Origin of the sequence: Paenibacillus sp. UNC499MF, assembly GCF_900107975.1 — a bacterium.
GTDB lineage: Bacteria > Bacillota > Bacilli > Paenibacillales > NBRC-103111 > Paenibacillus_F.
Genome location: NZ_FNVF01000010.1, coordinates 96600 through 121074, shown reverse-complemented (window position 1 = coordinate 121074; position 24475 = coordinate 96600). Strand labels below are relative to the sequence as shown.

Genomic DNA, 24475 nt, shown 5'->3' with positions numbered 1-24475 from the left:
GACGACATAGACCGACAGTCACGTTTTACCCGATTAGAACGATAAATTAAGACGCGGAGGGACCGAGATGAGCAAAATTATCGTCCGCGGTGGCCGTAAATTAGCCGGCAAGATTAAAGTTAACGGCGCCAAAAACGCTGTACTGCCCATCATTGCGGCATCAATTTTGGCTGCGGAAGGAGAAAGTGTCATACATGACGCTCCTCCGCTTGACGATGTACTTGTAATTAACAAAGTACTTAGAAGCCTGGGCCTGCAGCTCAGCTACCATAACCAGAGCGTGAAAGTAAATGCTCAAACGATCGAGACGTACGAAGCTTCTTACGAGCTCGTTCGTAAAATGCGGGCTTCTTTTCTCGTAATGGGACCGCTTTTGGCCCGCATGGGCAAAGCCCGTATCTCCCTGCCGGGAGGTTGTGCCATCGGCACGCGTCCGATCGATCAGCATCTCAAAGGCTTTGAAGCCATGGGAGCGGAGATCGAGCTGGGCCAGGGCTATATCGAAGCCAGAGTGGATAAGCGTCTCAAAGGCGCGAAAATCTATCTCGACGTCGCCAGTGTAGGCGCGACCGAGAACATCATGATGGCCGCAACTCTGGCCGAGGGCACGACGATTATTGAAAACGCGGCGAAAGAGCCCGAAATCGTCGACCTGGCCAACTACTTGAATGCGATGGGCGCGGTTGTCCGGGGTGCCGGTACGGGTGTCATCCGCATTGAAGGCGTGGAAAAAATGAAGGGCGCGGTACATAGCGTCATACCGGACCGCATTGAAGCGGGTACTTATATGATCGCCGCTGCTATTACACGCAGTGAATTGTACGTGGAAGGAGCCATCGGCGATCACCTGCGCCCCGTGATTTCAAAGCTGCAGGAGATGGGCGTGCACGTGGAAGAGGATGAGAACGGTATTCTCGTCCGAGCCGATAAACCTCTGCGCGCGGCCGATATCAAGACACTGCCTTATCCCGGGTTCCCGACGGATATGCAGTCTCAGATGATGGCGCTCCAGCTGGTTGCGGACGGCACGAGTCTGGTTACCGAGACGGTATTCGAGAACCGGTTCATGCACGTGGACGAATTTATGCTCATGAACGCTTCGATCAAAGTCGACGGCCGTACGGCTGTCGTGAGCGGGAGCAATAAGCTCAAAGGCGCCAAAGTGTGCGCAACCGACCTCCGCGCGGGTGCCGCTTTGATTCTGGCCGCTCTTGTGGCCGAGGGAGAGACCGAGATTACCGGGCTTCACCACATTGACCGGGGATACGTGGATATTACCTCCGCGCTCCGTTCGGTGGGTGCCGATATTCAACGGGTCGTCCCGCAGGAAGAAGAGCAGGAGATACCGCAAGAAATCGGACTGTTCGCCGTTCAGCCTACCTGGGCTTAAGCACCTGTACTTTCATGATCCGTTACCGGATTGAATCAGATATAAGATGAAAACCGGCTCTCCTATCGGGGTGCCGGTTTTCGTTCTAATCTAGCAAATGTCTTCATAAGATGAGAGTAATCCCGTTCCGCAGAAAGAGGAAGAATGGGCCGTCTGCCGACAGCGGATTTAGGCTGTCCTTCCTTAAAGGGCGGTTCTCGGCTGCCATTCTCCGTACTTCAGGTACGGAACGGAACATTTACGGAGGCCATCTATGAAGTTTAAGAGACGTTCAAAGCTCAAACAGCCGGCGCTGCTTTGGACGGGCATTGCGGTTTCGGGTTTGCTGCTGGTTACCGTGCTGCTGCCCGCCCTGGTCGTCAACCAGCAAAAGGACGATTTTTCGGATGCCGCGGATACCGAAGCAGTCGCTTCATCGGCCGGCATGGTAATGGTTCCTGTCTACCTGTCCAAGCAGAAGCAAATTCAGACGGTAAGTTTGGAGCAGTATGTGAAAGGGGTAGTGGCGGCGGAAATGCCTGCGGAGTTTTCGGAAGAAGCGCTTAAAGCCCAGGCAATCGCGGCCCGTACCTATATCGTACGCCGGATTTTAGCGGAAGATTTCAGCAACGTCCCCGTCAAGGAAGCCTGGGTTACGGACACGATTCAGCATCAAGCTTACCTGACCGATGACCAGCTTAGGAAACAATGGACAGGCACCGCCTATGAATCGAACAGCAAAAAAGTCGATGCCGCCGTAAAGGCTACGGCCGATCTCATTCTTACCTACGAAGGGAAGCCGATTCAGGCCACGTTTTTCTCCACTTCCAACGGATATACCGAGGATGTCCGTAATGTCTGGGGATCCGAAGTTCCTTATCTGAAGTCGGTCGGCAGTCCGTGGGATGAGAAGCTTTCACCCAAATTCAAACAAACGATAACTCTTTCTTATAAAGACATTCTTCAAAAGATGGGGCTTCCGGCTTCGTCTTCCTTAAACTCAGGCAGCGTAAAAGTTATGGAACGGACGGCGTCCAAGCGGGTAAAGACCGCCACGATAGCGGGCAAAACATTCACGGGAAAAGAAATAAGAGAGAAGCTGGGCCTCAACTCTACCGATTTTGAAGCGGCTTTGAGCGGAGCGGATTGGACGTTCACGGTAAAAGGATACGGACACGGAGTCGGGATGAGCCAGTGGGGAGCGAACGGAATGGCTAAAGAAGGGAAGAAAGCCGAGGAAATCACCGCTTATTACTATCCCGGAGCAAAGCTGACTTCCGCTTCCACTCTACTGAACAAGAAAACTCAAAAATAAGACCTGCTAGAATTTCTTCCGGGTAAATGTATAAAACTCTCAAACGTGTCAACAATGGTTATTGAGGTGATAACCATATGAGAGATGGTAAACAAGAGTTTCAGAACAAGGAAGAAGCTCCCCAAACTGTAACGGGAGCGGCAAATGTCCCTAACTCCGCATGGAAGAGATTTTTGGCCAAAAAGTGGGTTTTCCCGGCAACTTATGTAGCGGCAGCGGCAATTATCTTAACCTTAATGTGGGTCTATCAGGATGCGGTTAAGAAACCGGTCGCCACGAATACGCCGGCTGATTCCGTTCAATCCGATAAACCTGCTGGTGAAACGGCTAACAAAGACAACGCCGTTCCCGTAGGTGCCAAAGCCGAGAGCATCCAATGGCCGGTAAAAGACCGCAGCCAAGTAACGATTTCGCTTCCGTCCTACGACAGCAAAGGCAGCAATGAAGCCAAGCAAGCAGCGATGATCGAATACGGAGATACCATTACCCCTCACGTTGGTGTCGATCTGGTTAGCGCAGACAAGCAGGCTTTTGATGTAAGCGCGGCACTCAGCGGCAAAGTAACCGCGGTGGACAAAAATCCGGTCGTGGGCAATCTGGTTGAGATTACGCATGACAACGGGCTTGTAACGGTTTATCAAAGCCTTGGTGAAATAAAAGTTGCCAAAGGCGCCGCCGTTAAGCAAGGCGATGTTATCGCAAAAGCCGGCCGCAACGAGCTGGAGAAGGACCAGGGCGTCCACCTTCACTTCGAAGTGCGCAAGGCTGAAGACGGCACGGCCGAACTGCCGGAGCAGCTGCTTCCGGAATTCAAACCGCAATAAATCTTTACCATATCGGCGGATGGGGGAAACCCTATCCGTCTTTTTTTGCTTGCATACGAAGAGCGTCCGAAGGACAAGCATTCACCTTGTCCGTCAAAATAAATGGACGGAAATAGCTTGTCAGCGGCGGAAACAAAGAATATTAGGCCCTACCCCTCATATAATGTACCAAACTATCCGAGTAGGGAGGCGAGGGGAGTGCACGATTACATCAAAGAGCGAACCATTAAGATCGGAACTTGCATCGTTGAGACGAGAAATACGGTTCGCACCATAGCGAAGGAGTTTGGCGTTTCCAAAAGCACGGTGCACAAGGATTTGACGGAGAGACTGCCGGAAATCAACCCGGAGCTGGCCAACCAGGTCAAAACGATCCTCGAATACCACAAATCGATCCGCCATCTTAGGGGAGGGGAAGCGACCAAAATCAAATACCGCAAGACCAAACCTGTCAAATCCGCTGAACCGCTTGTTACGGTTAAATCCTGACTCCCAAGCCCGCCCTTCCTTCCGGAAAATTGTCGAAATTGTCCCGAAAAAAGAGGAATTTCTGTTTTTTTCTGCGAAATTAGCTTATAATGAAAAATATGTATACTATTCGAAGCACCGCTTCAGTTTATGGGGATGGACGGTTAGTTTAGGGAGGATTATTTTTCATGTTAAGTAAGGATATCGGAATCGACTTGGGCACTGCGAACGTCTTGATACATGTGAAAGGACGCGGCGTAGTGCTCGATGAGCCCTCGGTTGTGGCGATCGAAAGCGATACAAAACGCGTTCTCGCGGTCGGTGAAGAAGCCAGGAGAATGGTAGGACGTACTCCCGGCAACATCGTGGCTATTCGTCCGCTCCGCGAAGGTGTAATCGCCGATTTTGAAATTACTGAAGCGATGTTGAAACACTTTATTTCCAAGGTTGGGGGCAAAAGCTGGTACTCACATCCTCGCATCCTCATCTGTGCGCCTACCAACATTACCTCTGTGGAACAAAAAGCAATTCGGGAAGCGGCTGAACGCAGCGGCGCACGCGAAGTGTTTATGGAAGAAGAACCGAAAGCCGCTGCAATCGGCGCCGGAATGGACATTTACCAGCCGAGCGGCAATATGGTCGTTGATATCGGCGGAGGGACGACGGACGTGGCCGTGTTATCCATGGGTGATGTCGTCACCTCTTCCTCCATTAAGATCGCCGGCGATAAATTTGATACGGCGATTACCAAGTACATCAAGAACAAATACAAATTGCTGATCGGCGAACGCACCTCCGAAGACATCAAGGTCAAAATCGGTACGGTACAAGCCGACAGCGCTCCGAATGAGATGGATATCCGCGGCCGGGACATGGTGTCCGGTCTTCCTTTAACGATCACAATTCGCTCCGGCGAAGTGCAGGAAGCACTGTGGGATCCGATTTCTTCTATCGTAACTGCCGCAAAAAGTGTATTGGAACGTACACCTCCGGAACTTTCTGCCGATATAATAGATAGAGGGGTTATTTTGACAGGCGGCGGTGCCATGCTTCACGGTCTGGATCAGCTTCTGGCGGACGAGCTTAAAGTTCCCGTTCTGATTGCGGAAGACCCGATGCACTGCGTCGTCAAAGGTACGGGCATCATGCTCGACAACCTGGACAAGGTGACCAAACGAAAATTCGTATAGAGGTGACTCATGCTTAGGGGATTATACACGGCGGCATCCGGCTTGACCATGCAGCAGCGTAAACACGATACCGTGACGAACAACATTGCCAATCTCAATACACCGGGCTTCAAACAGGAAAGCACTTCCGCACGTTCATTTCCCGAGGTTCTTATCTCGCGTATTCGCGGAGGAGAAGCCGGTGACGGAACAGTAGTGAATGTGGGCAGAATGAATACGGGCGTATTTGCCGAGGAAACCGCCAGGCTTATGGCACAGGGTCCGCTTCAGCAGACGGGAAATCCGCTTGATTACGCGCTTGTTTCCGATATTCAGGTAAACGGTTTGAGGTTTGATAACGGCGGCAAGGCTGTCGGGCCGGACGGTACGGTCGTATACCAGCCGGAAGCGCTGTTTGTGGTCGAGAACCCGCAGGTTGCGGGGGAGCGTCATTACACGCGCAACGGCAAATTCACGGTTGATGCGGAGGGCTACGTTGCGAATGCGGACGGTTACCGTTTAGTGGCGGCTGACGGTCGGACAGTTCAATACAATCCGGACAATCCTCCCATTCCGCTCGTAATGAAGGTACAGAATCCGAATGTGCTCCTTCCGGAAGGCAACGGCCTTTTCACGGTAGGCCCTAATGACGAGGGACAAGTTGTCGCACTGGCGGCAGGAGACCAGGTTGAGGTCCGCAAGGGCTTTGTGGAGCGTTCCAACGTCGATCCGACTCAAGCAATGGTCGATATGACGACGGCGGCACGGGCTTATGAAGCCAACCAGAAGATGGTCCAATTCTACGACCGCAGTATGGACAAGCTTGTCAATGACGTAGGCCGGGTATAAACAGCAGGCATGATAAAATCCCTCTCAGGGAATGCTTTCGAAGCGGCTTTCTCCGGAAAGCTTGGAGGAGATCACAATGAACAACTCGATTATTAACGCATCGGTTACGATGCAGGGCCTGCAGCAGAAGCTGGATGTATTGGCGAACAACATGGCGAACGTCAACACCGTCGGATACAAAAAGAAGGAAGCGAGCTTCGAAAATGTTCTGACGAACACGATGAATCAGCCGCAGGGTTTTATGAAAACCGGACGGATGACTTCTCTCGGGCTGCCTCAGGGCTGGGGCGCCAAGCTGGTCGGCCTGCAGAATATTATGACGCAGGGCAGCCTGAAACCGACGGATGAACCGTACGATCTGGCAATCGAAGGGGACGGTCTCTTCGAGGTAACCATTCCCGGTTCCAACACGCCGGCTTGGACCCGTGACGGAGCTTTGAAGCTGAGCGCGTACAACAAAGTGGACCCGGCTACGGGCGCTGTAACTAAAGCCATGGGGCTTGCGACCAAAGACGGCTACTTCGTGAAGGATACGGCCAGCAATCAGCCGATTGAGATTGCGATCGATCCGGCCGATCCGACCCTGCAGAACAGCCGCGTCCGCGTGGACGAACAGGGCCGGGTAGTCGTATACAACGAAGCCAATCCGGCGAGTACGGGCAGGCAAGTCGGCCAGATTAAACTGGTCAAAGTCATTAATCCGCAGCTGCTCGGCGAAGCCGACGGAAACTACTTCCGTCTGCCGGCGAACGTGGCGCAGAACAACGTTTTTGCGGCCAATACGGACGGCGTGACTGTCAAGCAGGGCTTCCTTGAGCAGTCCAACGTGGATCTGCAGCAGGAGATGTCCGAACTTGTAATGATTCAGCGTGCCTTCCAATTGAATTCTAGAGCAATCTCCTCGGCGGATACGATGATGGGGCTCGCTAACAACTTGCGCGGCTAATGCGTGAAGGAGGGGCGATTCTCGTGTCCATGGAAGAAGAGAGCAAGGAGACGGAAGCATCATCATCTACGCAGGCTAAAGAACCGGACGCTGGTAAGCCGGACAAGACTTCCGGGTCCGCCGGGACGCTTCGCGTTCTGAAGAAACTGCGCGTTCCGCTCATTTTTTTGGGAGCCTTGATCGTGGGGCTTTGGATCGGATATTCAGGCATCGGCGGTCAGCCGACTTTAGACATATTCAGAATCAGCACCTGGAAACATCTCTTCGATTTGGTGTTTGCAGACTGAGCGTGGGCTCCCGCAAGGGAGTTTTCTTTTTGCCCGGAGAAACGGTATAATGGAAACCAATGAAAATGAGAGGAATCGCGCCTGTTCCAGCTTTAGCCGTAGAAAGGGAGAGACGATTGAATTTACCGAATCTGCTTACCATAAGCCGTTTTTTTCTAATTCCCGTCTATCTGTACATTTTCTATGCAGGCTATACTAAACTGGCTTTTCTCGTTGTCGTCCTAGCGGGCATAACTGATATTGCAGATGGATATATCGCGCGCAAGCGGAATCTGGTTACCCAGATGGGCATTATGCTCGATCCGCTAGCGGATAAATTGATGATGATCGCGGTTATCATCTCCCTGCTCAGCTCCGGGATGATTCCCTGGCTGGCCGCAGCAGCTTTTTTCATCCGGGATATCGGCATGATCGCAGGGTCGGCTTTTTTTCATTTCCGCGGCAAACGAACGCTTCCGGCCAATGCCATGGGCAAGCTGACGACAGTTCTATATTACCTGGCTGTCCTGCTCATCCTCTTTCACGTTCCTTATGCAACGGGATACCTGGCGGCCGTCATCTTGTTTTCCTTCGTCACTTCCATTATTTACGTGGCCCAGTTCTATGCGGCCAACCGGAAAACGCGGCAATTTAGCGCGGAGGAAACCAGCCCGGTAAAAAAAGGGTCATAAAGAACCTTGTTCGAACCTCGAAAAATTGTTTATAAAGGATAGGGAAGCAAAAAAAGAGCATATTCCACGCCCTTTTCGATGGCCGTAAAATACGCTCCCTTATATCAACCTTCACTTCTGCAGCCGTGAAGGGATAGGGTTATTGTGAGTTGTTTCAAACCAAAATATACAAACGGAAAGCGTCGGAAGGAGCAAGATTGTAATGTTGGACAACAAGCAGATTCAGGAGATTATCCCGCACCGCTACCCCTTTTTGCTGGTAGACCGCATTTTGGAGGTAGAGGACGGCGTCCGTGCCGTGGGCCTCAAAAACGTAACGGCGAACGAACCCTTTTTCCAGGGACATTTTCCGGGCTATCCGGTTATGCCGGGCGTTCTTATTTTGGAGGCGCTCGCACAGGTCGGGGCGTTTGCGATATTGAATGTGGAAGCCAACCGCGGGAAAATCGGTCTGCTGGCCGGTGTGGACGGGTTCAGATTCCGCAGACAGGTAACTCCTGGTGACACGCTGACGCTGGAAGTGAAAATCACCCGTTTGAAGGGTACCATAGGCAAAGGCCAGGCGACCGCTAAAGTCGGAGAAGAGCTGGTAGCCGAAGGTGAAATCATGTTTGCGCTGGCAAACGCCTAAACGGATAAAAAAGATCCTATCATTTTAATAAGGGGACGATGAACGATGACTCGTGTACAGAATCTTTATGAAAAATGGTTGCAGGACCCGTCTATTGACGAAGAAACGAAAAAAGAGCTTCAATCCATTGCAGGACAGGACAAAGAGATCGAAGACCGTTTCTACAAGGATCTTGAATTCGGAACCGGAGGTCTTCGCGGCGTAATCGGCGCGGGCACGAACCGGATGAACTTATATACGGTAGGAAAGGCTACGCAGGCTCTTGCGGAATTCGCCTTGAAAAACGGCGGGGCGCAGCCTTCCGTTGTCATTGCGTATGACTCCCGCCACCAGTCGCCGGAGTTTGCCTTGGAGGCTGCGCTTGTCCTTGCGGGCAACGGAGTGAAAGCGTACGTGTTCGAGGCGCTGCGTCCGACACCCGAGCTTTCTTTTGCCGTACGTGAGCTGAAAGCTTCCGCCGGTATTGTTGTAACGGCCAGCCACAACCCTCCGGAATATAACGGGTATAAGGTATATGGGGCCGACGGAGGCCAGCTGGTGCCGCATGATGCCGAACAGGTGCTTGCAAACATCCAGAAGATCGAGGGATTCGACAGCGTACGCAAGATTTCCCGCTCCGAAGCCGAAGAGAAGGGTCTGCTGGAATGGCTGGGCACAGAAATGGACGAGAAATACTATGCGGCCGTTACATCCGTGAGCCAGCATCCGGATGTTATCAAGCAAACGAGCGGAGATTTCCGCATCGTCTACACTCCGCTGCACGGGACGGGCAACAAACCGGTTCGCGAAGCCTTGAAACGCATCGGTTTCGAACAGGTGCGCGTGGTGAAGGAGCAGGAGCAGCCCGACAGCAATTTCTCCACGGTCAAGTCGCCTAACCCGGAAGAGCGCGAAGCTTTCACGCTGGCTTTGGGAGACGCCAAGGAGTGGGACGCTGATATCATCGTGGGAACGGACCCGGATGCCGACCGGATGGGCGCAGTGGTCAAAGACGATAAAGGCGAATATTTCGTACTCACGGGAAACCAATCGGGCGCCATAATCGTCAATTATTTGTTGGGTTCTCTAAAAGAGCGCGGAGAGCTGCCTGCTAACGGCGTTGTGATCAAAACCATCGTAACGAGTGAGATGGGAGCTGTTATCGCGGAAAGCTACGGAGCGAAGGTGCTTAACACCCTGACGGGATTCAAGTACATCGGAGAGAAAATGACCGAATTCGAATCGACCGGAGAGCACCGGTTCTTGTTCGGATATGAAGAAAGCTACGGCTACCTGGCGGGAACCTATGCCCGGGATAAAGACGCGGTCGTGGCCGCCATGCTGATCTGTGAAGCGGCCGCTTATTACAAGAGCCAAGGCAAGACGCTTTACGACGTTCTGCAGGAGCTTTACCGTCAGCACGGCTTTTTCCTGGAGAAACTGGAGTCCAAAACGCTTAAAGGCAAAGACGGCGTGGAGCAGATCGGCCGGATGATGGAAGACTGGAGAAACAACCCGCCTGCTTCCATCGAGGGCGTCGAGGTTGCGGAAGTAGAAGACTACAGCCGCGGCATCAACGGGCTGCCTAAAGAGAACGTATTGAAATTCAAGCTCAAAGACGGCTCCTGGTTCTGCCTCCGTCCTTCTGGAACGGAACCGAAGATCAAATTCTACTTTGCGGTAAAAGGAACGACGGGCGACGAGGCGGCGAAGCAGCTGGACGGACTTGTTCGCTTCGTTCTCGGCAGAGTAGAGCAGCAATAACCGAACCTCTCTAAGGCCCCTGCATCCATACGGTGCCGGGGCCGAGAGGTTTTCGGGTACAAATGACGCATGATTCAAGAAACGGAGTTGAACAGATTGGTACACAGGTATACTGCGGCTAACCGGATGCTGCGCAAGCTTTTATGGTGGCTTGTCATTATTGGCCTTCTGGCTTCCCTGCCGCTTGCCTTCTTCCGCGACCAGACGGAGAAGTCCGCAAATCAAGTGGAGTTTGTGTTTGATTATCGCGACTTATTGGAGATGGCCGACATGCGGCCGAATCCGCAAGGATTTGTATCGGAACAGCTTCAGGCGATGAAAAAAGCCGGCATCGGATCGCTTGCCGTGTACGAATCGACGCTTTCCGAATTGAGATTGAGCCGTCGTATCGAAGTGTTCTCCTCCAAGGATGCAACCTCCCTTACGCAAAAGCCGATCTCGCCGAACGAAAATTTCACGTATATCCTGTTCACCGATCCGGCATCGGAGTCCCAGATCAAACCGATGATCGAGACGGCTTTTAACAAGCTCGGCATTAAAACAAGCCCGTGGAGCTTCAAAAACCAGTCGGGCATGATTATCGAAATGAACATGGAAGAAGCTAACATGAAGCCGATGGATCCCGATCCGATTACGCTTCAAATGATGAAAGATGAAGGCTTCCGTATCGTGGTGCGTCTCGGCAACAAACGTGAATTCGTGACGAACGAGATGGATGCGATGCTGGCGAAACTATACAAATTGGGTGCCCGCCGTGTCATCATTGACGGGGATTATGCCCCGGGATACTCGGACGATCCCGAACAAGTTACTCTCCATAAGATGGGGATTCTGCTGAAAAAGTACGATATGGGCCTGGCCAATATCGAAATGCTGAAACAGCCGCAAAAAGGCTTTGGCTCTCTGGCCAAAGATACCGACTATAACGTCGTCCGCTTGCACTCTTTCACGGAGAAAGACGGAGAGAAACTGACGGAAAACTTGACCAAAGAAGATCAGGAAGCCCGTATTCAACAAACGGCGGACCGTTTTGTGCTGGCGGTTAAAGACCGGAACATCCGGATGATCTTCCTGAACGGACGTGCCGTTAAAAACTTGGACAAGGCTGCGATCCTCACTCCGCTGGATGGCTTGTACGAGAGCTTGAACGGCAAAGACGGTGCGATCAAACGGATCGAAGACGCCGGATTCAAAGTGGAACCGGCCAAGCATTTCGACTATAAGTATAACGCTTATCAGAACGTTGCCCGATTCTTTACCCTGATCGGTGGAGTTAGCCTGATTGTACTTTTGATCGGCTACTTCGTTCCCGAAGCCGTGCTGGCGCTGTTTGTCATCGGCCTGTTGGGGGCGGCGGGACTGTATTTTAAATCGCCGGATCTTTACGCTCAGGGACTCGCGCTCGCTTGTGCGATATCGGCCCCGAGCATCGCGGTGATTGAGGCGATCCGCTCCGTTCAATCGGGACGGGCCGCCAAGGCGAAATCAGCCGTGCTCTATGCCTTGTGGCAGCTCATTAAAACGACACTGATCTCCTTAATCGGAGTGGTTTACCTGGTTGCTTTGCTCAACCACATTTCGTACTTCCTGGTACTCCAGCAGTTCCGCGGTGTGAGCCTTCTGCACTTGCTGCCGATCGCCATCGTCGGTCTCTACCTGCTGTTCTTCCGGGAAACCTTAAACTACCGGGAACGCGGAGAACGCGTGAAAAAGCTTCTTTTCACAAACGTCAGCGTGCTTTGGATTGTCGCGGCAGCCGCGGCAGCCGGAGTTATCTTCTACTACCTGTCGCGTACGGGCAATGAAGGACAAGCTTCCGCGTTCGAGCGTTACTTCCGTTCCTTCTTGGAAAACACGCTGGGTGTCCGTCCGCGGACCAAGGAATTTTTGCTGGCGCATCCGCTTTTCCTGCTCGGAGCCTATCTGGCGGTCAAATACCGGAACGCCGTCTATCTTCTGCTGATCGGCGTTGTGGGACAGCTGTCCATCGTGGATACATTCGCGCATTTGCACACGCCGCTTGAGATCTCGGGTATCCGGATCACCTACGGAATCGTATTCGGCGCCATGATCGGACTCGTGCTGATCGCCGTCTGGGAAATTGCATCAAGGAGTTGGAAAGCATGGGCCGCGAAGTCGCGCACAAGAGCAAACGGTTAGTTGTTTCGGGCTATTACGGTTTTGACAACAGCGGGGACGAGGCCGTTCTGCAATCGATTCTTTTTGCGCTAAAAGAACAGGGGGAGACGGCGGGCATTCGAATCGAGCCTGTCGTGCTGTCCGCCAATCCCCAGCGTACACGCGAGATGTATGGAGTCGAGGCCTGCCACCGGATGAAAGTGCCGGATCTGTTCCGGGCAATCAAATCGTCCGACGGTCTGATCAGCGGCGGGGGGAGTCTGCTGCAGGATGCGACAAGCTCCCGCACGATTCCTTATTATCTGCTTGTCCTCAAGCTAGCCCAGTGGATGCGCAAGCCGACCTTTATTTATTCGCAGGGGATCGGACCGGTGAATAACCCGCGCTTCTTTTCCTGGATCCGGTCCACTTTCAAAAAGTGCGCCATGATCACGGTCCGCGACCAGGAATCCGCGGATCTGATCGGACGCATGGGCGTGCCGGCCGCTTCGGTCAGCGTGGTGCCGGACCCGGTCATGGGGCTTCCCCTCCGCGGGGAGGCAGCCTCCGGCAAAGCCGGAGCCGCCGGTGCCGGCGGCGAAACCGGCCGCGTTCCCGTCGTGGGCGTATCCGTCCGCTTCTGGAACGCGGACCGTTCCGAGCTGGACGCGCTCGCCGAGGCGCTGCGCGCCGTGATGGACAGCCGCCGCGTCGAGGTGCGGCTGCTGCCGTTCCATCTCCCTTCGGACGAGGAAGCTTCCGCCTATGTGGCGGAGCGTCTCTCGTCCGCGGGAGAAGGCGGCAACGTCCGCATCGTGCGCGGCGTCACGCATCCGCAGGACATGCTCGCCGAGGTGAGCGCCTGCGATGTGCTCGTCGGCATGAGACTGCATTCGCTGATCTATGCCGCCTCGCAGTTCGTGCCCATGGTCGGCGTGTCCTACGACCCGAAGATCGACCAATTCCTCGCCCGGCTCGGAATGAAGGCGGCGGCATCGACGCAGAGCTTCGACGCCGCGGCGGTAGCCGCCGAGATCGGCCGGCTGCTGGACGGCCGCCGCGAGTGGGCGGACGGCAAGCAAGCGGCCATCGACCGGCTTAAAAAAGAGGCGCAGCTGCCGGCGCAACAAATCATGCAATTTTACCGTTAAGAGGGATGAAGACCAATGACTGCTAATGCAAACGCAAGCGTGCCGATTGTCCGGATCTACGGCGTTCCCGTTTCGAAAATGAATATGAAGGATACTGTCGCCTATTTGACGGAGGCAATCGAGTCCCGCGTTCCGCATCAGATCATAACCGCCAATCCGATTATGATCATGTCGGCCCTTGAGGACCCGGCCTATATGGAGATGATGCGCAGAGCGGAGCTGATTGTCCCGGACGGAACCGGACTGGTTTGGGCCGCCGGCTATGTCGGACAGCCTGTCGCCGAACGCGTTCCGGGCATCGATCTCATCCATGAGCTGATGAGAACCGGAGAGCCCCGCAGATGGAAAGTTTATCTGCTGGGCACCACTCAGGAAACGATCCAGACGGCTGCGGCTAAACTGGCCCGCGAATATCCGCTCATTGATATCGTCGGGTACAGGGACGGGTATTTCGGAGAAGCGGAAGACCGGCAGGTTGTGGACAGCATACGGCAGCTGCAGCCGGACATCCTTCTCGTCGGCCGTTCTTCCTCGACGCAGGAGCCTTGGATTGCGAAATACAAGCGGGACCTGGACGTTCCTGTTATAATGGGCGTAGGCGGAAGCTTCGACGTTTTTGCGGGCAAGCTGAAGCGTGCACCCAAAATTTTTCAAAAGCTTAAGCTGGAGTGGTTTTACCGACTGCTTCAGGAGCCGTCCCGTTTCGGACGCATGCTGGCTTTGCCCAAATTTGCGTGGAAAGTGATTCGCGACAAAGAAAATGTGTTAAAAACCGATGAAAACCATTGAAAATTGGCGTTGTCCGTCTGTTTAGGTGTAAAATAGGACTGGTAATGTTTATAAAGTAGCAGTATAATTTTGTCGGCAGTACAAGTTACTCGCGACAAGAGGGGTTGAAAAAACCGATTATGTATGGATTATATGTGCTGGGCTTTGTTGTATCCTGCCTGTTTGCACTGTTGTTGACCCCGCTGGTCAAACGTTTTGCCTTCTGGGTAGGCGCCATTGATAAACCGAATCACCGCAAGGTACATACGAGAATCATGGCGCGTATGGGTGGAGTTGCGATTTTCTTGGCTTTTGTCGGAGCATACTTTGTCATTTCACCGGCCCTTTCCGATGTTAACGGAAACGCGGCACTGGCGTTGGTGCTCGGAGGATTTGTTATTGTGCTTACCGGCGCTCTGGATGACCGTTTCGAGCTTTCTCCCAGATGGAAGGTTCTTGGTCAATTGATAGCTGCCATTATCGTAGTGGCGTGCGGACTCAAGATCAACGAATTCAACGTGCCGTTCGGCGGACATTTCTCTTTGCCCGATTATGTGAGCATGCCTCTGACCGTTCTCTGGATCGTTGGCGTTTCCAACGCGGTGAACCTGATCGACGGTTTGGACGGTCTGTCTGCCGGTGTATCCGGAATCGGTACGGGTACCATTCTGGTTCTGGCGCTGCTCACACCGTTCAGCGATGCTTTTACCGTCATCTTGCTTTGTACCATTCTTCTTGGAAGCATTTCCGGATTTCTGTTCTACAACTTTCATCCGGCCAAGATTTTTATGGGAGATTCGGGAGCCTTGTTCCTCGGTTTTGCCTTGGCAACACTCTCGATACTCGGATTCAAAGTATCCGTCGTTCTTTCCTTGCTGACGCCTATCATGATTCTGGGTGTCCCGTTGTCCGATACCTTCTTCGCAATTATGAGACGCTTTCTTAACAAGAAGCCGATCTCGGAAGCGGATAAGAATCACCTGCATCACTGCCTGCTTCAACTGGGATTCAGCCACCGCACCACGGTGCTGATTATTTACGGAATCGCGGCGATGTTCGGCGCGGTAGCTATCATTTTGAATAACTACACGGATTCCGCCTGGTTAACGGTTTTGATCGTCGTCATTCTGCTCTTTGTACTGGTGGTAGGTGCCGAAGCGATCGGGATTATCAGCAACAGTCAGAAGCCGGTCATCCGTTTTCTTCAGAAGCTGTTTGTGAAGCCTTCGGTAAACAGCCGTTTACCCAAATAGCGGCACGTATTCCGGCAATAAGTTAACTGAACTTATAAAATTAATATCTAACCATTCCATCCGCGGAATGGTTTTTTTGTGTCTTTTTTATTCCAGAAAATGAGAAATGGCTAAACATTTCGGCGATACGGGCCGATATTTAAAATACAACTGTTTAAAGGACACCATGATCAGCTTCGCTCAACATCGGAAGGGGGCCCGCAGACAGCAAGATTGTACGTTCCATTGTAGATTTCATCCATTTATATAAGGAGGAGTTTTGTTTTGAAAAAGCATACCCGTAAATGGTTCAGCGTTCTCGTGCTCTTTTCGATGCTGATTAGCCTGCTTCCGCCTCTTACGGCTTACGCGGCTTCCACCATTTCCATCACCAACATGTACAACCAGACCGTAAACTTCGGTACGGACAAGGAAGCTCCACAGGATTACAACAACGTTACTCGCGTAACACGCAACCCGTTCACTCTGAAAGCGAGTATTTCCAACATCAGCGATTCTCAGATCAGCTCGATCTACTATGAGATCATGAACGTTAATACAAAGCAGGTTACGGTGGAGAAGTCCCACAAACCTACACAAACGGGCGCGAACGAGATTACATTCTCTAACATCACGCTTTCCGAAGGTTTAAACCGTATTATCGTCAAAATGGGAGATACTAACACGTTGTCTTCCGCACCGGGGTGGATTTACTATACGCCAACGACCAACCTGACCGATTTTACGGTAAATAACGCCGGTCTCGTGGACGGCAAGATTTATCCGGTTGACCGCGGCAACATCAAGCTGGGTGTTACGGCTGTCGATATTAAAGCCAAAGCTTCCAACGCGAACGAAGTGAAAGCTTATGAAACCGGCAGTACGGTTCCTAAAATCGGTATTCTTAACCGGACCGAAGGCATGGTTTATTTCCGTGGGGGAGATGCCGCCGCAGGCTGCGGTTCCACGGGTGAGATTTGTCTGAAAGCCGGTGATAACCGGATTGTTTTTGATTCCAGTAACGATTCAAACTCCTACCAGACGGAAAAACGGTTCGTGTACGACAACGGCCAGCCGTTTGCTTTCGGGGTACAAATGGGTGTTACAAGCACAGGCACTACACAGTCTCTGCTGGACAAGCCTAACTTTGACGTAAAAGAACTGACGCTTAGAACAAGCCTTAAAGTCGACTATGATTCGACCGGCGCACTGCGTCAGAACCGTGTCGATGTGCTGATCAACGGCCAGCAGGTAGCTGCGGGTCTTGACCTGAATACGCCAAGCAGCTCCGTAGGGGGCGCAGTCAAGAAATTTGTACCGAACTCCACGTTTACGCGTGCCAATGAATATGCGGCTTATGATCTTGTTCTGGATCTTAACGTTGCCGGTCTGACCGAATGGACAGCTGCCCGTAACCCGCAAACGATTCAATTTATTTTCAAAGATGCAACAGGTTCGGCCGGACAAGGGGAGTCTTCGTATACCTTTAACTACACCAATCCGAACGAAGCCGGCATTCTTGATGTTTCGATGGTAACGGGCAAAGACGCCGCTACGAACGCAAACATCTACACTTCCTTGACCGAGTCTGCAACGACCGAGGTTAACGAACTGCCGGTAGAAATGAAGATTAAAGCTAACGGACACACAGCTAAGATCAAAGTTTTCCTGGATGGCAAAGAAATCGCAGAGGTTGCCAATCCGACCAACAATGAATTTATCTACAAACTGGAGAATATCACCGACGGCCAAAAGAACATCAAGTTTGTTCCGGTCGATGCTTCAGGCATACTAGTTGAAAACGGAAGCCGTCAGTATACGATCCAAATTAACAACGCACCGTATATTATCGCGAACCAAATCGCAAGCCCGGGCAATACAGGCATCACACTCCGTGATGTTAAAGAGCTGACTTGCGGCTCCGCCGTCGCCTGTCTTTCGGGTAAAGCGGTCAACTACCTGCCTACAGGCGCCGGCAACAAAGTCGAGCTTTATGTCAACGACAAAATGATCGAGCTTCAAGCAAGCGACTTTGACGCTAATCGTCAATTTAAGTTCGATCTGGCCAGACTGGGCACGAAATACGGCATCACGCCGGCTCAACTGTTCAGCGAAGGCGCTAACCAGATCAAGTTCTTTATGTATGTAAACAACTCGCTGATCAGCAAGGCGATTTATAACGTTAACCTGATCACGGCCGAAGCGCCGGAAATCGTTCTTTTCGTACCGAATGAAGATTCGGTTGGCAAGAGTAAGTATCCGAAAGCCCAGAAGCCCGACATGTATGCCACGAATGAACGCACCGTTCAATTGAACGGTAAATTCTTTAACACGACTAATGCGGGCAACGTTACCGTTTCCTTGAACGTGTACTCGAAAGATAAAGACGGCAATCCACGCGCGGATTACCATGTATGGAGCAGCGCTAACGGTTCTAGCACGAACGTGAGCGGAGGATTCTTTACGGGTATGCCTAGCTCGGGCGTTGAATTTAGAACGAATGCCATTAAGCTTCCTGAAAAAGGCGAAATGACGTTCCAGTTCACCGTTACTAACCAGGCTAACATGAGTGTTTCTAAAACGGTTACCATTGCGCGCGAACCGCTGCCGTATGTCGTGAAAAAGCCGGTACTTATCGAAAATGAGAAGCACGAGTACCAAGCGAACATCAACAGCAACTTCTACACGATCGTAATCGATGCCGAGAAAGCGGACAGCGTTACTTTCGGTAAAGAGACGGCAAGCAAGCAAACCTTGAACGAAAACGGCCTGGATGTCGATCGTTTCTCTTATGAAGTGAGAGACTTGAAGGCGGGTAAAAACACGATCAAGTTCACGGTAAACCGCGGAACTTCGAAAACAAACGGTACTATCGTGTTGTACAACACGAATACGCCGGTTGCCGGAGCGGAATATCTGGACGATATGACCAGTAACTTCAACGTATTTAACGGTGACGTTAAACTGAAGTTCGATAAAGACACCAAGCTTATGCGCTTTAAACCAACTTTCGATAACAATCAATACATTACTGCCGACCGTAAAGTGTACTTCGGTATTGCAGATACCGTTGACGGCCGTGTAGACAAGATCGGCAATCCGTTCAGCAGCGACTACGCCAAATCTTTACTTGCCAGAAAAGGCAAAGGCGACAACTTTAGCGCAGCGAGCAAACTGTTCTATATCGATTCAGGTACGATTCCCGAGAAAGCAAGCGGACAATCCACAGAAGATTATTTGCAAAACGCTCTCCGGGGAAGAGGGATGGAACCGTTTGATCTTAAAAACAACTTCTACACCCGTTCCGTCGACCAAACGGTAGTGCCTACCAAACGCGGTACGTTGACTCTTAAGTTCGACCAAGCTATCCGTGACGACGCCGGTAAGTATATTTCCGTCTTCTTCTTTGATACGTATGAGCAGTACAATACATTGACAGGACGCGGTTGGGTTAATCTTGGCGGCGTTGTGGATGTGAAGAGCAACACCGTAACGGTTCCGTTTGAGAAATTCGGTTACTATCAAGTTATGTACATGGATAAAGGCTTCGATGATGTAACAGGCCATCCGTGGGCAAGAAACGAATTGGAAACCTTGTTCTCTAAAGGGATCATGAACAGCAAAACGAACTATTCTTTCAGCCCGAACGAACCGATTTCCCGTGGCGAGTTCGCCACTATGCTCGTTCGTATTTTTGATCTTCCTTTAAATTACAGCGGGACACCGACCTTTATCGACGTATTTAAGGTTGAAAATCTATATGGATTGTATGACTTCAAGTACATCGAAACAGCTGCAAGAGCAGGTATCGTCAGGGGTACGGCGGGCAACCGCTTTAGTCCGGACAGCTCGCTTACTCGTCAGGATGCGTCCGTAATGATTGCCCGTGCGGCGGATTTGAAGCTGGGCACGGATAACAAAAAGATTCTCGCAGGACTGCAAAAGAAATTTACCGATGCGAATACAATCGATTATTATGCCCAGCCGGCCGTAGAGGCCGTTGCGAATGCCAAATTGATCGAAGGCAAGCCTAACGTGCTTATCGAGGGCCAGAAGAAAGAAACCGTCCGTTTCGATCCGCTGGAAACCTTCACGAGAGCCGAGGCGGCTATTGTTGCCATTCGTGTCATGAAGCAGCAGGGCAAGTTGAAGTAAAAAGGATAAAAAGAAAAGACACGGCAGCGTTTGGCTGTCGTGTCTTCTTCGTATATTAAGCAATCCGGGCTCAGAGTCTTCAAAATTGGACATCCCTATTTATCCCAAGCTATAATACATAAGGGCAAGAAAAAAGTTACAAAAAGATTTCAAAAAAAATAAAAAAAATCGCAACAGCCGCAACTTTTTTCGAAACCGCTCGTTTAATACATTGGAAGAGCAAGAGAGCTCCAAAAACGCAAGGTTTTCTGGAATCATTTCTCAAAATTCTTCTTTACGTAGCAATAACGCCCATGTATAATGTTTAAAGTGGTGTTAGATGTCTACATATCTATTAGCTTCGTTACTAGATTCTATGTGGTCTTTTAGGCTGCAGATGAATTAGTTATACATTTAGGCTCAACCACTCTGGAAAGGGGGTGAATCATTCAATGAGTAATATGAGCTCTAGAATTTCTAATCACTCTCAAAACCCGAAAGATATTCAAGGAGGAGACAAAAAGGTTATGAAAAAAAGTTTATCCGTAATTCTTTCCACAGCTATGGCATTGTCCGTATTTTCTTCCGTAGCATTCGCAGCTAAGGCTGATGATTTCTCTGATCTTAAAGATCTGGACGCGGCTACAAAAGCCAAGTTCGATTCCATGATTCAAGCAGGCATCTTTGACGGTGTTGAAGAAGGCCGCTTTGGTCTGAACGACAAAATGAACCGCGCCCAATTCGCTAAAGTAGCAGCTCTGATTTTCGAACTGAAATCTTCCGCTACTACTTCCAGCTTCGAAGACGTTAAATCCAGCGATCCTGCTAACGGTTACGCTCTTCCTTACATCGAAGCTCTTCGTGTTGCCGGCATCACTGACGGTAAAGCAGAAGGCAAATACGTTCCAGCTGGCGATGTAACTAAAGAAGAACTCGCTACATTCCTGATCCGTGGTCTTGGAAAAGAGTCCGAAGCACTTGCTAAACCAGGTGTTTCCGACAAAACAGTTTCCGACTGGGCTAAAGGTTATGTTCAACTGGCACAAGAACTGAAATTGTTCGAAGCTCCAGCTGGCCAACCTTTCAACGGTACTACAGCTGCTACGCGCGACCTGCTCGTAACTTCCTCTTACCAAGCACAACAACTTAGCAACGCTAGCAAGAAGCTTTCCGTATCCGAAGCTAAAGCTACTGGCGTTAAGACTGTAACAGTTAAATTCAACCGTGAAGTTGATACTGCTAAAGCATCCCTTGCTCTGAAAAAAGGTACTGCTTCCGTAGCAACTGACGTTAAATGGGCAGACGACAAGAAATCTGCTGTACTTACACTGACTAACAGCAAACTGAGCGCTGGTGCTTACTCCGTAACGCTTAGCGGTCTGGCTGCTGAAACAGTTGACAAAGCTGTAGCAGAATTCTCCGCTGAAGACGAGAAGCTGACTAAGATCGAATTCTTGAACCCTAGCGACACAATCGCTTACAGCAAGAACGTAATGATCAAAGTTGCTGCTACTAACCAATACGGTGAAGCTGCTTCCCTGCCAGCTGGTTCTTACACTGTATACGCTGGTAACAACAACGATGTAGTAAAAAGAATTACTAAAGCAGATGACGGTTCCCTTCGTCTGATCCTCGATACTACTGTAAACGATAACCTTTACAAGCAAGGTTATGGCGTGGTTGCAGTAAACATCATCGAGAATGATTCCCGTGTTAGCGTAAATAAAACATTCAAAGTTGGAACACAGCCTATCATCACGAAGAGTGAGCTGGGTGCAGTGAAATACTCCAATGGCGATGCTCTTTCCGCTAAAGGCCAAACAGCTACTGTAGAATTCCTTCGTTATGATCAATACGGTAACCTGGTAGCTGCTGACGATTCCGAAAACTATGATCAAACAGTTACTCGTTTCTTCTCTGAATATGAGAAAAACCTGAAAACTGAAGTGGTTAAAGTTGGAAACGAAGGTCTTCTGAACATTAAAGTATCCCTGCTTGACAACGTTGCTAAGTCCGGTACTTACACGCTGAATGTTCAAACTCAAGCTTCTTTCTCCACTGCTAAAATCAACGTTAAATCTTCGAAAGTAGCTACGAAGGTTAAACTGGGCGATGCTAGCAAAGAAATTTCCGAAGGCGATGACGAAGCATTCATCGATCTGACTGCATTTGATGTAGACGGAAACCAACTGAGTGCAGACGATATCGTTAACAGCCTGAAATTTGGTCAAAGCAACAGCAATGACAACACTGTGAACCTTTCGACTTCCACTGGTAACATCGAAATCGTTCAAAGCGGTGACAAAAAAGGTAAAATCCGTCTTTCTAACTTCCAAGCAACAGATAAGAGTGTTATCAGCGTAAGCATCGTGTTGACTTCCCCAGGACTTAACGCGTTCGACACAAAAACTTACAATGTAAAAGGCGCTCGTATTGCAAGCACGCTTAAGCTGACAAACGATCCAGCTAAGAAAGCATTGCCAGGTGCAACTGCTGATATCGAACTGAATGTACTTGATCAATTCGATTCGAAGCTTGACAAAGCAGCGGTAACAAGCGATGTTTATGTTCAAGTATCCTTTACAGCTAACGGTACTGGCATCGGTCTTTATGCGGATGGTGATACAACTACTGCTATTACTACTCCTAAGAAATATCAAGCAGATAAACTTAAAGACTTTAACGAAGGCTTTGATGTAATTGTTGACGCTGCTGCTAACAATGCAAACACTAACCTTACGGGTACTTTCAAAGCTGAGCTTATCAACTCCAAAGGTAATGTGCTTGCAAGTGTAACTAAAGATGTAAAAGTTATCGACAAGAATTCTGATCTTTCCTACACTGTAACTCCTGTAACTGATCTGTATGCAGCAGTTGATAAACTGAGCGGAGATCAAGAAGATATTACGAAGAGTGCACTTCGTAAAAAAGTTAAAATTACTGCGAAAGACAACGCTGGTGATACTGTTGCTCTTCCGTCCAACGTAATTACTTCCATTGCTACTTACAATGATTCTGTTGTAAAAGCAGAAGTAGTTGGTGGTACACCTTACGTACTGGGTAATAAAGTAGGCTCCACTACTGTAGCTGTTGGTTACAACACTGCAAAAGGTGAGCAAAAAACTGCTTCCATCTCTATCAATGTTAAAGATGAGGCTGTTCAAGTTGCTAAGGTTGTAGCTGATAACGACAAAGATACTTTCGTTAAAACTTCTCCTAAAACTGCTCAAGCACTCCTCAAGTTGACAGTAACTGATAACTATGGTGTTGAATATGGCAATGCTGTAATTGCAGCCAACAACAACATCCTGGGTGTTATCTACACTGCAACTGATATTCAAGGTGGCGGTTCTGTTACGATCTCCACTGACGGTACAATCAATATCAGTGGAACTGTAACAAGCTTCACTCTTACAGCTAACGCTAACGGTAAGTCCGATTCTGCTGTGATCACAGTTCAGTAATCAACATGCCGGTGACAAAAAAAAGGAGACCCAATAGGGTCTCCTTTTTTCTTAAGGAGGTAATTTATATGAAGAAAGTAATAGGACTCGGGCTGGCTATATTAACAGTACTTGCTTCTCCTATTCATGCCGCCGCTCCCACACCCGGCTCAGCAGATGATCCGATCGTAACCAAGAGCTATCTGGAACAATACGTTCAAGGGCTTGGTGGATCTGTCGGTACAGGTGGAGGAAGCAATGGCTTAACAGAGAGCAAAATTAAAGAAATCATTGCACAAGAAATCGCAAAACTGCCAACGAACAACGATGGTGGTGGAACGCCATCTACAGGTCAAGGCAATGCCATGAAGGTAGTTGTGCTTAAAGCCGGACAAACTATTCTCGCGGATGCAGGCTCGGAACTGATTGTACGGAATGGTAAAACTTTAGCCGTGAGCAACGACGATAATGGCATTCCAGATGTAACGGCAGGCAAAGACTTAGCTGCTGGTACAGTGGTACAAAATAATCACCTGCTAATTTTCCCGAGAGACGGTCGTGGTGTTAAGCCTGATCTTAAGGAAACAGCAGACGTATACGTAATGGTCCGTGGTGGATATGTAGTGCAAAATGCAGATGGCACTAAGGTTTCTCAATAAGGTATAAACAGGCATGGAACTTTTTATAGAAATTAAAGTGGCGTGGATCCAGTATTGGTATCCCGCCATTTTTTATAAATAATTATTGTAAAACTCTACTTAAAGCCGGAATTGGGCAAATAATGATTGTTCTTACCTAGATCTTGTTGGACATTTGCATAAATTTTGGCTTTAGCTTCAAAACCTTATGCGTAAAAATGTTTGAAATTCCTGCTTGATTATAATTTAAACCTTGATCTTTATGCTGCACTATTTAGGAATGACCATCCTTCGTTTAAGAACATCAGTCCATCCCATACCTTCACTCCCCATAAATTAACCAAGCTGACAACAACTTATACGGGTCGAATGAAGTGGGAAGGTGATACTAATCCCACAACTAGTGAAGGAGTGTGAAAAAGATGTCGAAGAACAACAATAAAGTAGTCCCCGAGTCGCACAAAGCTTTAGACCTACTTAAATACGAAATCGCTGCGGAAATGGGCCTGCCAGTGGGAAAACAAGCTTTGGGAAGCCTGGATTTAAGCACGGAGTTTGCTTCCGAGCTGGGTTCAATCCCGGCAGCTTCAATAAAGGAAGACTACTGGGGACACATCAGTTCACGGGATAGCGGTGCGGTTGGCGGGGCAATTACAAGCCGGTTAATCCGCAGGGCGGAAGAGGTTCTCTTCACTTTATAATTCATACCTGTTTCGTTG

At 50.1% G+C, this 24475-nt stretch carries 19 protein-coding genes; all 19 read left to right on the top strand.

All coding sequences use genetic code 11. The features are described from left to right. Positions 1 to 67: 67 nt before the first annotated feature. The 19 genes from murA (at position 68) to C4S74_RS19140 (ending at position 24457) form a co-directional block, all read left to right on the top strand. A complete protein-coding gene (murA, locus tag C4S74_RS19230; RefSeq protein ID WP_103996905.1) occupies positions 68 to 1390 on the top strand; it encodes a UDP-N-acetylglucosamine 1-carboxyvinyltransferase in 1323 nt (440 codons plus the stop codon). Positions 1391 to 1643: 253 nt separating this feature from the next. Then, positions 1644 to 2684 (top strand): stage II sporulation protein D, encoded by a 1041-nt coding sequence (spoIID, locus tag C4S74_RS19225; protein ID WP_103996904.1) that lies wholly within the window; start codon positions 1644 to 1646, stop codon positions 2682 to 2684. A gap of 77 nt (positions 2685 to 2761) precedes the next feature. After that, positions 2762 to 3508, top strand: coding sequence for a M23 family metallopeptidase (locus tag C4S74_RS19220; protein WP_103996903.1), 747 nt, complete (start codon positions 2762 to 2764; stop codon positions 3506 to 3508). A gap of 198 nt (positions 3509 to 3706) precedes the next feature. Beyond that, positions 3707 to 3997, top strand: coding sequence for a sporulation transcriptional regulator SpoIIID (spoIIID, locus tag C4S74_RS19215; RefSeq protein ID WP_009676986.1), 291 nt, complete (start codon positions 3707 to 3709; stop codon positions 3995 to 3997). A 167-nt stretch (positions 3998 to 4164) separates the two neighbouring features. Further along, the gene (locus C4S74_RS19210; RefSeq protein WP_103996902.1) at positions 4165 to 5166 is read left to right on the top strand and encodes a rod shape-determining protein; all 1002 of its coding nucleotides are present in this window, start codon (positions 4165 to 4167) and stop codon (positions 5164 to 5166) included. Positions 5167 to 5175: 9 nt separating this feature from the next. Beyond that, complete coding sequence (locus tag C4S74_RS19205) at positions 5176 to 5994, top strand: flagellar hook-basal body protein (protein ID WP_103996901.1); 819 nt, start codon at positions 5176 to 5178, stop codon at positions 5992 to 5994. A gap of 76 nt (positions 5995 to 6070) precedes the next feature. Further along, complete coding sequence (locus C4S74_RS19200) at positions 6071 to 6940, top strand: flagellar hook-basal body protein (protein WP_103996900.1); 870 nt, start codon at positions 6071 to 6073, stop codon at positions 6938 to 6940. A 29-nt stretch (positions 6941 to 6969) separates the two neighbouring features. Continuing rightward, entirely contained in the window at positions 6970 to 7227 is a 258-nt protein-coding gene (locus C4S74_RS19195) for a DNA-directed RNA polymerase subunit beta (protein ID WP_258042547.1), read from the top strand. Positions 7228 to 7343: 116 nt separating this feature from the next. Then, positions 7344 to 7898, top strand: coding sequence for a CDP-alcohol phosphatidyltransferase family protein (locus C4S74_RS19190; RefSeq protein WP_103996898.1), 555 nt, complete (start codon positions 7344 to 7346; stop codon positions 7896 to 7898). Positions 7899 to 8100: 202 nt separating this feature from the next. Further along, positions 8101 to 8529 (top strand): 3-hydroxyacyl-ACP dehydratase FabZ, encoded by a 429-nt coding sequence (gene fabZ / locus C4S74_RS19185; protein ID WP_009677001.1) that lies wholly within the window; start codon positions 8101 to 8103, stop codon positions 8527 to 8529. A gap of 45 nt (positions 8530 to 8574) precedes the next feature. Continuing rightward, on the top strand, positions 8575 to 10272 hold the full coding sequence (locus tag C4S74_RS19180) for a phospho-sugar mutase (protein WP_103996897.1): 1698 nt from the start codon (positions 8575 to 8577) through the stop codon (positions 10270 to 10272). Between the two features lie 96 nt (positions 10273 to 10368). After that, positions 10369 to 12432 carry a DUF5693 family protein gene (locus tag C4S74_RS19175; protein WP_308458029.1) on the top strand — a complete coding sequence of 688 codons (2064 nt, stop codon included), beginning with the start codon at positions 10369 to 10371 and terminating at the stop codon, positions 12430 to 12432. Beyond that, positions 12396 to 13541, top strand: a complete 1146-nt coding sequence (gene csaB, locus C4S74_RS19170) for a polysaccharide pyruvyl transferase CsaB (RefSeq protein ID WP_103996896.1) — start codon at positions 12396 to 12398, stop codon at positions 13539 to 13541. The genes C4S74_RS19175 and csaB overlap by 37 nt, the downstream gene beginning before the upstream one ends. A 15-nt stretch (positions 13542 to 13556) precedes the next feature. Further along, on the top strand, positions 13557 to 14330 hold the full coding sequence (locus C4S74_RS19165; RefSeq protein ID WP_103996895.1) for a WecB/TagA/CpsF family glycosyltransferase: 774 nt from the start codon (positions 13557 to 13559) through the stop codon (positions 14328 to 14330). Between the two features lie 119 nt (positions 14331 to 14449). Then, positions 14450 to 15562, top strand: coding sequence for a glycosyltransferase family 4 protein (locus C4S74_RS19160; protein WP_103996894.1), 1113 nt, complete (start codon positions 14450 to 14452; stop codon positions 15560 to 15562). 264 nt (positions 15563 to 15826) lie between these two features. Further along, positions 15827 to 19696 (top strand): S-layer homology domain-containing protein, encoded by a 3870-nt coding sequence (locus tag C4S74_RS19155; protein ID WP_103996893.1) that lies wholly within the window; start codon positions 15827 to 15829, stop codon positions 19694 to 19696. Between the two features lie 431 nt (positions 19697 to 20127). Continuing rightward, positions 20128 to 23139: an S-layer homology domain-containing protein gene (locus tag C4S74_RS19150; protein WP_103996892.1), complete on the top strand. Its 3012-nt coding sequence runs from the start codon at positions 20128 to 20130 to the stop codon at positions 23137 to 23139. A 68-nt stretch (positions 23140 to 23207) separates the two neighbouring features. Beyond that, complete coding sequence (locus C4S74_RS19145) at positions 23208 to 23777, top strand: hypothetical protein (protein WP_181024480.1); 570 nt, start codon at positions 23208 to 23210, stop codon at positions 23775 to 23777. 401 nt (positions 23778 to 24178) lie between these two features. After that, positions 24179 to 24457, top strand: coding sequence for an alpha/beta-type small acid-soluble spore protein (locus tag C4S74_RS19140; protein WP_103996890.1), 279 nt, complete (start codon positions 24179 to 24181; stop codon positions 24455 to 24457). The last annotated feature ends 18 nt before the right edge of the window (positions 24458 to 24475 follow it).